Source organism: Sorangium sp. So ce128, assembly GCF_051525245.1.
GTDB classification, from domain to species: domain Bacteria; phylum Myxococcota_A; class Polyangia; order Polyangiales; family Polyangiaceae; genus Sorangium; species Sorangium cellulosum_B.
Window position 1 is genome coordinate 3,030,298 of the sequence record NZ_CP150313.1, and the last position, 12,241, is coordinate 3,042,538.

8 protein-coding genes are annotated in these 12,241 nt (G+C 71.6%); all 8 read left to right on the forward strand.

The features are described 5' to 3' along the window. Window positions 1-666: 666 nt before the first annotated feature. The 8 genes from WME82_RS11820 to WME82_RS11855 all read left to right on the forward strand — a co-directional run bounded on the left by WME82_RS11820 (window position 667) and on the right by WME82_RS11855 (window position 12,241). The gene (locus WME82_RS11820; RefSeq protein ID WP_438042918.1) at window positions 667-1,758 is read left to right on the forward strand and encodes a type III polyketide synthase; all 1,092 of its coding nucleotides are present in this window, start codon (window positions 667-669) and stop codon (window positions 1,756-1,758) included. Window positions 1,759-1,814: 56 nt separating this feature from the next. Beyond that, window positions 1,815-2,777 (forward strand): aldo/keto reductase, encoded by a 963-nt coding sequence (locus WME82_RS11825; protein WP_438042919.1) that lies wholly within the window; start codon window positions 1,815-1,817, stop codon window positions 2,775-2,777. After that, entirely contained in the window at window positions 2,774-3,208 is a 435-nt protein-coding gene (locus tag WME82_RS11830) for a nuclear transport factor 2 family protein (protein WP_437551918.1), read from the forward strand. The genes WME82_RS11825 and WME82_RS11830 overlap by 4 nt, the downstream gene beginning before the upstream one ends. A 186-nt stretch (window positions 3,209-3,394) precedes the next feature. Then, window positions 3,395-3,766, forward strand: coding sequence for a DMT family transporter (locus WME82_RS11835; RefSeq protein ID WP_437745551.1), 372 nt, complete (start codon window positions 3,395-3,397; stop codon window positions 3,764-3,766). A 133-nt stretch (window positions 3,767-3,899) separates the two neighbouring features. Further along, window positions 3,900-4,370 carry a DUF3574 domain-containing protein gene (locus tag WME82_RS11840; protein ID WP_438042920.1) on the forward strand — a complete coding sequence of 157 codons (471 nt, stop codon included), beginning with the start codon at window positions 3,900-3,902 and terminating at the stop codon, window positions 4,368-4,370. Window positions 4,371-4,702: 332 nt separating this feature from the next. Beyond that, window positions 4,703-9,418, forward strand: a complete 4,716-nt coding sequence (locus WME82_RS11845) for a copper oxidase (RefSeq protein ID WP_438042921.1) — start codon at window positions 4,703-4,705, stop codon at window positions 9,416-9,418. A 19-nt stretch (window positions 9,419-9,437) separates the two neighbouring features. Beyond that, window positions 9,438-11,627, forward strand: a complete 2,190-nt coding sequence (locus WME82_RS11850; RefSeq protein ID WP_438042922.1) for a YncE family protein — start codon at window positions 9,438-9,440, stop codon at window positions 11,625-11,627. Beyond that, window positions 11,624-12,241: an SCO family protein gene (locus tag WME82_RS11855; RefSeq protein ID WP_437915740.1), complete on the forward strand. Its 618-nt coding sequence runs from the start codon at window positions 11,624-11,626 to the stop codon at window positions 12,239-12,241. The genes WME82_RS11850 and WME82_RS11855 overlap by 4 nt, the downstream gene beginning before the upstream one ends.

The window sequence follows — 12,241 nt, forward strand, 5'->3', positions numbered from 1 at the left end:
GGCGATGCACGGCGCCCCCCGCCGCCCACGCTGCTCAGGCATCCTCGCGTGGCCTGACGAGGTCTCGTGCCGCCGCGAGCGATCTGGGCCACTCGACACACCGGGCTGGCGCACGATGACCGCGCGTTCCACGCCTGACATGGAAAACGCCTGTCGACGCCGAGGGGGCGCTCCCGCGAGACTGCAACTCTGAACTTGCGCGCCAACGCTCCGCCCGCGGGGGGCGCCGTCCGCGGTGCGCTGCGAGCGCGAGAGGTGGCTTGCCCGGGGCAGACCCGGGTGCGCCTGGCGCGCTCGCGGCGCGGGGCGCGGGGCGCGGCCGCCCGCGCTGCGCTCCGCCGGGGAGCCCGGACGCACGCGTGCGCGGATGAGGAACAATCGACGTCGAGCACGGATGGCGAGTCGGATGTTCGCTGGTTGGACAGAGCTTGTTAGGAATCGCACGCCTTCCATTGACGATGTGTGTTTCCCGCGGTACTCGATGGAATCGTTGGCGGCCCGACGCTGCGGCGCCATGGGCGTCCGGAGGGGATTCCGGGCTTTGTAGAGCCGGCGACGCGGTAGATCGACGCGACGTCCTTGCTTCCGTGTGCCGCTCCATGGCGCCGTTCGCCGCGGCTCGGCCGACGCCGGACGTTCCGAGTTCATCATGTGTAGGGGGGAAGTATGGCCACACTGTGCAGGCCGGAGGTCGCGGTTCCGGAGTTCATCGTCACGCGGGAAGATACGCTGAAGTTGGCGGAGCGGCTGCACGCGAGAAACCCGCAGCTGAAGCTCGTGCTGCGGCTCATCAACGGCACCGGGGTGCAGAAGCGCCACATCGTGCAGCCTCTGGAGCAGGCGCTCGCTCACCCTGGTTTCGAGATCCGAAATAGAATTTACGAACGGGAGGCCAAGCGACGGGTGCCGCCGGTGATACGGCAGGCGCTGGAGAACGCCGAGCTCACGGCGCGGGACATCGACGCCATCATCTTCGTCTCGTGCACCGGCTTCATGATGCCGTCTATGACGGCCTATCTGATCAACGCCATGGGCTTCCGGCACGACACGCGCCAGATACCCATGGCGCAGCTCGGCTGCGCGGCCGGGGCGGCGGCGATCAGCCGCGCGCACGACTTCTGCGCTGCGCACATGAAGGCCAACGTGCTCATCGTGGCCTGCGAGTTCTGCTCCCTCTGCTACCAGCCGACGGACGATGACGTCGGATCGCTCCTGTCCGACGGCCTCTTCGGGGACGCGGTGGGCGCGGTCGTCGTCCGGGGCAGCGGAGGCACAGGCATCCGGCTGGAGCGGAACGAGGCTTATCTCATCCCGGACACCGAGGAGTGGATCTCGTACGCCGTTAAGGACACCGGGTTTCACTTCCGGCTCGACAAGCGGGTTCCCGGGACTATGAAGCCCCTCGCTCCCGTGATGCGCCGGCTCATCTCGAGCCACGGCTGGGACGTGGGCAACCTCGACTTCTACATCGTCCACGCGGGCGGTCCGCGCATCCTCAACGATCTGTGCAAGTACCTGGAGGTGCCCCAGGAGTCGTTCCGGTACAGCAGGGCCACGCTGACGGAGTACGGCAACATCGCGAGCGCGGTGGTGCTCGACTCTCTAGGACGCCTGTTCGCGGACAGGCCGATGCCCGACGGCGCGCGCGGCGTGATCGCGGGGTTCGGCCCGGGGATCACGGCGGAGATGGCCGTCGGCTCCTGGGTGAACGATCACGGCGAGAGCACGGGCGGAGCGCGTTCGTCCTCCGCCGCGTGACAGCGGTCCTGTCGCTTCTGCCATGTAAATCGTGTGAGAAGAGGAAGGGAAGGCTGATGACCAACGCATCGCTCAAGACGCCGTCGCTGAGGTTCACGCTCGGCGGCGACCGTCCCGTCCACCGCATGGGCTATGGCGCCATGTACCTGACCGGGCCGGGCTACTGGGGGCCGCCGGCCGACCCGGACGCGGCCGTCCGGCTCCTGCGGCGCGCCGTCGACCTCGGGGTGAACTTCATCGACACCGCCGACGCCTACGGCCCGGACACGAACGAGCAGATCATCCGCCGCGCCCTCCATCCGTACCCGGCGGGGCTCGTGATCACCACCAAGGGCGGGCTGCTGCGCTCCGGACCGGAGGACTGGACCGTCCAGGGGCGCCCGTACATCGTCCCGTGCGGGCGTCCGGCGTACCTCCGCCAGCAGGTGGAGATGAGCCTGCGAAACCTCGGGCTCGAGCGCATCGAGCTCTATCAGCTCCACCGCATCGACCCGGCCGTACCGCTGGCCGATCAGCTCGGCGAGCTCGCGCGGCTCCGGGAGCAGGGCAAGATCCACCATATCGGCCTCTCCGGGCAGCCCGAGGTCACCGTGGAGCAGCTCACCAAGGCGCGCGAGATCACCGAGATCGCCGCCGTGGAGAACCTGTACAACGTCGCGGACCGATCCGGGGAGAAGGCCTTGCGGTACGCCGAGCAGCACGGCATGGCGTTCATTCCGTGGTTCCCCATGGGACACGGCGACCTCGCCAAGCCTGGCAGCGTCCTCTCCGGGCTCGCCAAGGAGCGCGGCGCGACGCCCGCCCAGCTGGCCCTCGCCTGGCTGCTGCACAGGTCGCCGTCCATCCTCGCCATCCCCGGCACCTCGTCCATCAAGCACCTGGAAGAGAACTGTCGCGCGGCGGACATGAAGCTCGACGAGAGCGAGCTGGCCGCCATCGAGGACGCCGCTGCTGCAGCGAAGACGTGGCGTCCATCGGCGTCGGAATCGGGGTCCGCCCAGACGAAGGAGATGCCATGAGCACCCAGCTGCAAACCAGCGCCGCCCATCCGAACGTCCAGAAGCTGCGCACCCTCTACGCCGATCTGTCGCGCATCGGGGAGTTCGTCGCCGACGACATGGTCCTGCACACCGCGCACCGGGAGCTCTGCCGCGACAGGGCCGCCGGCCGCGTCGTCGGCAAGGCGGCCGCCGCCACCCACGAGCGCGAGCTGATCCGCATGACCGGCGGCACCCTGCTCATGGACGTGCAGCACATCTTCGCCAACGATCACTTCGGCGCCGCGTTCGGCGTGCTGCGCGCCCACCTCGGCGGCGCGAGCCTGGCGATGCCGTTCTGCGGGGTCTGGCGCTTCCGCGGGGGCCTGATCACGGAGCACTGGGAGAACGCGTACGACGTGGCCTCCGTGATGGCGTTCCTCGGCGACGAGAGCGGCGCCCCGCCCGCCTGAGGCGCCGAGGGGCCGCGCAGGGCGTCAGCGGGGGTGCGTGGCGAGGCGCGGGCCACGCCGCGAGGGCCTCGCCCCACCCTTTGTCGTTCCCGCCATCCTCCCGGATCTGCTACTGCTGCGCGCCGCGCCGGTGCCCTCCCGGGCACGGCGAGCTCCCCCGGGGAGCGCGCTCGCCGCACGTCAGCCATGGCTCAAGGTTACCTCTTCCTCATCATCGCCCTCGTCTTCAACGCGACAGCGAACATCCTGATGAAGCTGGCGTCGCGGCGCGTCACCTCGATGGAGGGGTTATCCCTCGTCGAGAAGGGCCTCGCGCTCGTCAAGAACTACCACCTCGTGCTGGGGCTCGTGCTCTTCGCGTCGAACATCCTGTTCTACGTCCTGGCGCTCAAGCGCATCAACCTGTCGATCGCCTATCCGATCATGTCGTCGGGCGGCTTTCTGCTCATCTCGGTCTTCTCCGTCTACTTCCTGCACGAGACGCTGACGGCGCTTCAGATCGGCGGCATCGTCCTGATCGCGGCGGGGATCGCGCTGCTCGCGTACAACATCACCTAGGCCTGCGGCCGGCCTCCGCGGCGCGACGTCGGACCCCCGGACCGGCCTGCCGGTCCGCCCGCCCTCGGCGTGGGGCCGTGGTACGGTGGCGCGCGCCTCGCGCCCGAACGCCCTCACCCCGGAGACCGCCGCCATGCGCAGCCGAACGCTCCCGCGTGCCTTGCTCGCCGTGCTCCTCGCGACGCTCCTCGCGACGCCCCTCGCGACCACGGCGTGCCACGGCGCGCGCAAGGACGCCGCGCACCCCACGCCCGGCCGGGCCGGCGCCGCCTGCGGGCGCGGCGATCCGATGACGCGGACCGAGCTCTTCTTCGGCCTGGACCGGTTCGAGCTGCCCCCCGTGACGCAGGCGGAGTGGCAGCAGTTCGTCGACACGGCGGTCACCCCGCGCTTCAAGGACGGGCTGACCCAGTTCGATGTCGACGGCCAGTACCTCGCGACGACGGGGAAGCTGATCCGCGAGGACAGCCGGCTGATCATGCTCCTCCACGACGGCGGCCAGGTCGCCTCGGACGCCATCGACGCGATCCGCAAGGAATACAAGGTTCGCTTCAACCAGGAATCCGTGCTGCGTATCGACGAGCCCGTCTGTGTCGGCTTCTGACGCCTGGAACCGCCGCTGAAGGGTGAGCTCCGCCCGCCGCGGGGACAGCGCATGTCCCGCGCGTGTCTGTTCGGAACACCGCCTGTTCTCTCGGCTCGGCGGGCCCCTGATCGCGAAGATTCTTGACCCGAGGGGGGCCGGGAGACAGAGTTTTATTACAACTGCCAGGCTTCGGTCGGCGCATGGCCGCGCATTGCATTGCGCGCATCCGTCGGCGTGCTCGTGCCTGGCGTTCCTACGAAAAACGTTCGACGCGAGCGCTCCTGCTCGGCTCCACCCGGAGCAAGGAGATCCCCGTGCTGATGAGGCTTCCCTGGCGGCCCGGATGGGCCATGACGATGGTGGCTGTCCTTGGGTGCTCCGGCTCCGAAGGGGCTCCTCCGGAGGAGGAGAGCGTCCTGGAGAGCCAGGATGAGGTGCGCTACGACTTCCATGCACCCGCGTCTGGAAGGACGGTGTTCGCGGACGTCGTGGCCATCGATCAGATGTTCGTCTACGATCGCCTCGGCGCGTTCAACCCTGGGGGCATGGTGTACGCGCTCCGCCGGGACGTGGTGGCCGCCGATCCGTCGAAGCCCATCGGTCCTGGCAACGCGACGCTGCGGCCGGGCAAGCGCCCGAGGCCCCTCGTCCTGCGGGTCAACGCCGGCGACAGGCTCTCCATCGCGTTCACCAACTGGCTCACGCCCGCGACCGGCGCGCTGCCGAGCACCTCCGCGTCGACCCGTGACGCCTCGATCCAGGTGGTCGGGCTCCAGATCCGGAACATCGACGCGCTCGCGGGCGACGTCGGGAAGAACGAGAGCTCGCTGGCCGCGCCGGGCGAGACGCGCAAGTACGAGCTCTTCGCCGGCCGCGAGGGCACGTTCCTCATGCACAGCGGCGGCGCCATGGTCGGCTCGGAGCCCGGGCCGGGGCGGCGGATCTCCCAGACGCTGTACGGCGCCGTCACCGTCGAGCCGCCGGGCGCGGTCGCCTACCGCTCGCAGGTGACGGCCGCCGAGCTCTCGGCCGCCTCCCAGAACCCCTCGAACCCGGACGGCACGCCGCGCATCGACTACAACGCGGTCGACGCGTCCGGTCAGCCGATCCTGAAGATGATCGACGACGCCGGCGAGATCGTGCACGGCGACGTCAACGCCATCATCGCGGGCTTCGGCGAGGAGACGGAGGTCGGCTCCCCTGCCTCCGAGAACATGGGCTATTTCCGCGAGTTCACGGTGCTCTTCCACGACATCCTGAGCGTCGTGCAGCCCATCGCGGAGTACCAGGCGGACCCGCGCTACAACGGCGTGCGCACCGGCTTCGGCATCAACTACGGCGCCGCCAGCCTGGGCAGCGCCGTCTTCGCCAACAAGCGGAGGATCGGCCCGAGCAAGCGCTGCGAGGAGTGCAAGTTCGAGGAGTTCTTCCTGAGCTCGTGGGTCAACGGGGATCCGGCGCTGAACATCGACCGGGACGACGCCGGCAACGCGACAGAGGCCCTCTATCCGGACGACCCCTCGAACGTATCCCACGGTTACCTCGGGGATCCCGTCCGCGTCAGGAACCTCCACGCCGGCCCCAGCGAGACGCACGTCTTCCACCTCCACGGCCACCAGTGGCTGCGGTCGCCGGGCAACGAGAAGAGCGCGTACATCGACTCGCAGACCATCGGCCCGAGGGCCGCCTACACGTATGACATCACCTATGGCGGAGGCGGCAACCGCAACCTCTCCGTGGGAGACGCCATCTACCACTGCCACCTGTATGCCCATTTCGCGCAGGGCATGTGGGGGCTCTGGCGCACACACGATGTCTTCGAGGCGGGCACGCCGGACCGCTCGCTCCCGGACGGCGAGCTCGCGGCGGGGACGCCCACGCCCGCGGTCGTGCCGATCCCCGGCGTCGCGCTGGCGCCGATGCCGACCTACGAGCGGACGTCGGTCAGGATGGCCGACGGCAAGACCGAGGAGCGCGATCCCATGCCGGGTTATCCGTTCTACGTCGCCGCGGTCGCGGGGCACCGGCCGTCGCAGCCGCCCCGCGACATGGAGCACGACGGCGGGCTCCCGCGCCACTACATCGCGAACGTCCCGCCGGGAGGCGCGGCGGCCGGCGGCCGCGGCCTCTTCGACGTGCAGCTCTCCAAGGCCGACGTGCAGCTCTTGCCGAAGGACGGCACCCCGTCGGAGGTGGCGGCCGCCAACTTCCACGCGGGCGCGTTCCCGGGCGCCGTGCTGGCGCCGGAGCGCTACGGCTTCCCCGTCAAGGGCTACCCCGCCTTCACGGCGGCCGGCAAGCCGGCGCTCTTTCTCGTGAACGGCCAGCCGCCGGCTGCGGGCGCCCCCTTCGCGGACCCGTGCCCGCCAGGCGCGCCGGTGCGCACCTACCGCGCGGCCTACGTCCAGACCAACGCCCCGGTGAACCGGGCCGGCTGGCACGACGCGCAGGCCCGCATGATCGTCCTCGAGAAGGACGTCGAGGCCACCCTCGACGGCACGAGGGCGCCGGAGCCGCTGTTCATCCGCGCGCAATCCGGTGAGTGCGTTGTGTTCCACGCGACGAACCTCATCCCGGCGGCGCTCGCGGCGGACGACTTCCAGATCTTCACGCCCACCGACGTCATCGGCCAGCACATCCACCTCGTGAAGTTCGACGTCACCTCCTCGGACGGCGGGGCGAACGGCTTCAACTACGAGGACGGGGCCCTCGCGATGGAGGAGGTGGTGGCGCGCATCCAGGCGGCCAACGCGCTCGGCGGGGCCCTCGCCGCCGGCGTCAGGAGCGGCGAGCCCGGGGCGCGCGTGCGGCTCGAGGACCCGACGCGCCACCCGCGCATGACGAGCCCGTCGCTCGGGGCGCAGACCACGATACAGCGCTGGTGGGCCGATCCGATCATGAGCGAGGCCGGCCAGGACCGCGCGCTGAGCACGGCCTTCACCCACGATCACTTCTCGGCCTCATCGCACCAGCACCACGGGCTCTACGGCGGCCTCGTCGTCGAGCCGGCCGGCTCGATCTGGCGCGATCCGGAGACCGGAGCGCTCTTCGGCGATCGCAGCGACGGCGGGCCGACGAGCTACCGCGCCGACATCCTGTTTCCCCCGGGCGACCCCCGGAGCCCGTTCCGCGAGTTCAACCTGAGCATCGCCGATTACGGCCCCGTCTACGACGAGTGCGGCCGGCCGGTGAACCCGTCGTCGCAGGCGCCGGCGCCGCTGCCGGTGGCCATCACCCATGGTCCCTCCACCCCCGACGCGATCTCGTGGCGTGACTCGGGCGTCGGGCTCATCAATTACCGGAACGAGCCGATCCCGCTCCGGATCGCGGAGCGCAACTGCAGCACGCGCGCGGTCGTCCAGAAGAGCGGCGACGCCGGCGCCATGCACAACGTCTTCAGCTCGCGTGTCCACGGGGATCCCGCGACGCCGCTGCTCCGCGCGTACGAGGGCGATCGCACGCTGATCCGCCTCACCCAGGGCGCGCAGGCGGAGCAGCACGTGTTCACCGTGCACGGGAAGAAGTGGCTGAACGAGTCGACCGATCCCGACAGCGGCTACGCCAACGGGCAGGCCATCGGCGTCTCGGAGCAGGCGGATCTCGCGCTCGACGCGGCGCCCCTCTTCCGGAAGAACGCGGCGGGCGGCGCGGACTACCTCTATGCGGGCGCGCCGACGGACGATCTCTGGGAGGGGCGGTGGGGCATCCTGCGCGTCCACGGCGAGCGGCAGCCGGATCTCCTGCCGCTCTCGGGCGCGTCGCTGAGGAGGGGCAGGCGCCGGGAGGTCGAGGTGTGCCCGCCCGAGGCGCAGAAGAGGGCGTATGTCGTCCACGCGATCACCGCGAAGGGCAACCTGCCGGGCGATCGCCTCACGTACAACGCCACGTACGGGCTCAACGATCCCAACGCCATCCTGTTCGTCCTCGAGGAGGATCTGGCCGCCCTGCGCTCGGGCGCGCGCCCGCCCGAGCCGCTCGTCCTGCGCGCGGCGGCCGGCGAGTGCGTCGAGGTCACGCTCGTCAACGACCTGCCCGAGGATCCGCCGAAGTCGCCTCACTGGAACTACAACGCTCCCATCGTCGACGGGTTCAACGTCAACCAGGTGAAGCCGTCGAACCGCGTCTCGCTGCACCCGCAGCTCGTGGCGTATGACGTGACGGCGAGCGACGGCGCGAACGTGGGCCAGAACCCCGATCAGACGGTCGAGCGCGGGAAGCAGCGGACGTACACCTGGTATGCCGGCGACATCTCCGTGACGGCGCGGGGCGACGTCCGCTGGCAGCCCGTCGAGCTCGGCGCCGTGAACCTCAAGGACATGGCGGACGTGGTGAACCACCCGATGCATGGCGGGATCGGCGCGCTGATCGTCGAGCCGGAGGGCGCCGTCTGGACCCCGAGCCGGGACTCCCGCGCGGCCGCTCAGGTGAAGTACCGGGACGAGAACGGCTCCGAGATCTGGTTCCGCGAGTTCGTGCTCCTCTACCAGGACGAGGTGCCCTTGCAGTCGGATCAGGCGGCTTTCCGCTGCCTCAACCCGGCCCTGGGCTGCGGCGCCACCCTCGCGAACGTCGCTGGCCCTCCCGATCCCGACTTCACTGGCCACAAGGCGTTCAACTACCGCGCCGAGCCCATCTGGGCGCGGCTCGGCGTGGGGCCGGACGCGCCTCTCGGCGTCCGCCCGGGCCTCGACGTCAGCGGCGTCTTCAGCTCGGCGGGGCGCGGCGATCCGGCGACGCCGATCTTCACGGCGGGGCGCTATGACCGCGTGCGCTTCCGGGTGCTGCAGGCCTCGGGGCACCGGCGCCAGCACTCGTTCGGGCTCTCGAACACGGAGTGGGCGTACAACCCGTGGGCGCAAGGCTCGGGATCCCGGTACCAGGGCCGGAACAGCAAGAGCTTCGCCGTGAGCGCGCACGGCGGCATCGGCCCCATGACCGCGTGGACGGTGACTCCCTACTTCAGGTCGGGCGGCATGTTCGAGGTCCCCGGCGATCGCCTCTACATGGACCAGTCGAACGCCATGCTCACCGGCGGGCTCTGGGGCATCTGGCGGGTCACGCCGTGAGCGGGAGGAGGGGCCTGTGATGCGACGGATCTCGATGGACGGCGCCTCGATGGGCGCGCGCGGACTCTGGCTCTCGCTGGCCTGGCTCAGCGCCTCGACGGCGCTCGGCTGCGGCCGGAGAGAGGCGCTCCCTGCCTCGCAGGACCCGGGGGCCGAGCGGCCGGCGCCGCCGGCGCAGCTCGCGCCGCCGGCGCAGCCCGAGGAGCCGGCGGCTCCCCTGCAGGAGAGCCGGGTCGAGCGCGATGGGCTCTCCATCGCGTTCGCCCTGCGGCCGCTGGACCGCGGCCAGCAGGGCGGGGGGACCGGCCTCGGGGCGGGGCCGGCCGCGGCGGTGGCGGGCTCCGACGTCATGGCCGAGTTCACCATCACCGACGCGTCCACGGGCGCGCCGGTCCGTGGCCTCACGCCGCTCGGCTGGATGTCGCGCCGCGCCGGGGCGGACGGCGCCGCCGCGGCGAGCTTCTCCGGCGGCGCGCCTGCAGCGAGCGTCGCCAGCGGCGCGATCGACGCCGCGCCGGACGAAGCGGCGTGCCGGGGGAAGATCAAGAGCTTCATGGCGGGCCTCCTGTCCGTGCGCCCCGAGGTCGACATGAACGCCTACCTCCTCTGGACGCTGAACCAGGACAACTCCCTCTCGGCCATCAACCCGCAGGTCGCCCTCGCCAGGACGCAGCTCCGGAGCGTGGTCAGCCTCGCGGGCCGCGGCGTCTCGTTCGTCCTGCACCCCGACCGGGAGAGCCTCTACGTGACGCTCCGGGGCGGGCAGGGCCTCGCCGTTGTCGACACGCGGCGAGGGCTCGTCCGGACGAACGTCCCCGTCGGCCAGGATCCGTCGCGCGTCGTTGTCGCCCCCGACGGGCGCACGGTCTGGGTGGGCAACGACGGCGACGGGACGGTGAGCGTGATCGACGCCCGCTCGACGGACGTCCTGAAGACGCTCCCGGTGGCCCCGGGCCACCACGAGATCGCCTTCACCGGCGGCGGCCGCGCCGCGTGGATCACGAGCCAGCAGGGCGAATCGGTGGCCGTGGTGGACGGCGAGACGCTCGAGCCGCTCGGCGAGATCGCGGTGGGCGAGGGGGTCGTCGCCATCGCCGCGAGCGATGAAGCGGGCGTGGTCCACGCGGCGAACGCCGCGCGCGGCGAGGTCGTGATCCTCGACGTCGCGCGCCGCGCCGTCGCCGGGCGCGTCGCCCTGAAGCCCGGGCTCGGCGCGCTCCAGTTCGACCCGGGCGGGCGGTTCTCGTTCGCGCTGAACCCGTCCGCGAACGAGGTCGCCGTCCTCGACGGCGCGACGGGCGCGGTGGCGCACACGCTCACCGGGCTGGCCGCGCCGGACGCGGTCACCTTCACCGGGGCCTTCGCCTACATCCGCAACCGGGGCGCCGCGCGGGTCTCGCTCGTCGACCGGTCGGCCCTCGGCGGCCCGGCGGCCCCGCCTCTCGTCGACATCGCGGTCGGCCAGGGCCCGCCTCTCGCCGCCGCGGCGCGGCCAGGGCCGGCCGCGCTCGCCACGCCCATCGCCCCCCTGCCCGAGGGCAACGGCGCCCTCGTCGCGAGCCCGGCCGACAGGGCGCTCTACGTCTACGTGGAGGGCATGATGGCCCCGATCGGCACCTTGCCGAGCTACGGCCGCGAGCCGCGATCGATCCTCGTCGAGGACAGGTCGCTCAAGGAGGTGCGCCCGGGCGTGTACGCGACCACGGTGCGCCTCGGCGAGGGGGGGCTCTACGACGTCGAGCTCCTCCTCGACCGCCCGCGGACGGGGGTGTGCCTCGAGGCCACCGTGGCGCCCGCGCGCTGCGCCCCGGGCGACGGCGAGGCCGACGCGTCCGGCTGCGGGGGCGACCCCGTGAAGGACATCGCGATCGCGCCGCTCTTCGAGCCCGACGTGCGGCTCGCGGCGGGCGAGCCCGCGACGCTGCGCTTCCGCGCGACCGCCGGCGAAGGGGGCCCTCCGCTCGACGCGCTCGACGCTGAGGACATCGAGGTGATGGTCGTCCGGTTCCCGGCCGGGTACCGCTTCCGCGGCGCGCCGCGGGCCGAGGGGGACGGCACGTTCTCCGTCGCGTTCACCCCGCCCGCGCCGGGCCAGTACCGCTTCCTCGCCGCCGTCCCTGGGCGCGGGGCGCCTGTCGGCGCGCTCCCGTTCGTCCCGCTCCGGGTCTCCGCGCGCGGCGCCGGCGCGCAGGGCGGAGGTGCGCGATGAGGCCCGGGGCGGCCCTCGCCGCGGCGGCCCTCGCGCTCGCGATCTCCTCGGCCGCGCGCTTCACGCCCGCGGAGGGCAAGGCGCCGCGCGTGGAGCGGATGAAGATCGGCGGCGTCTCCCGGGAGGACGACGCCGCCGCGGCGCGGTACTTCACCAACACCGAGCTCGTCGACCAGCACGGCCGCGCGCACCGCTTCTACGACGGGCTGCTGCGGGGCCGGAAGGTGCTCATCAACTTCGCCTTCACCTCGTGCAAGGGCGTCTGCCCCACGATGACGGCGAACCTCGCGCGCGTGCAGGCGCTGCTCCGGGCGCGCGGGCAGGCGGTGACGATGCTGACGATCACGGTCGACCCGGAGAACGACACGCCGGCCGCGCTGAAGGAGTACGCCGCGAAGTTCAAGGCGGGCGAGGGCTGGTACTTCCTGACCGGCACGCCCGAGAACGTCGCCGCGGTGCTGAAGCGCCTCGGCGGCCAGGTGAAGCGCCCCGACGAGCACACGATGACGCTGCTCGTCGGCGACACGTCGACCGGCATGTGGCTGAAGGCGTTCGCCACCGAGGAGCCCGAGGCGCTCGCGCGCGCCGTCCAGCACCTCAACGACCCACGGTGA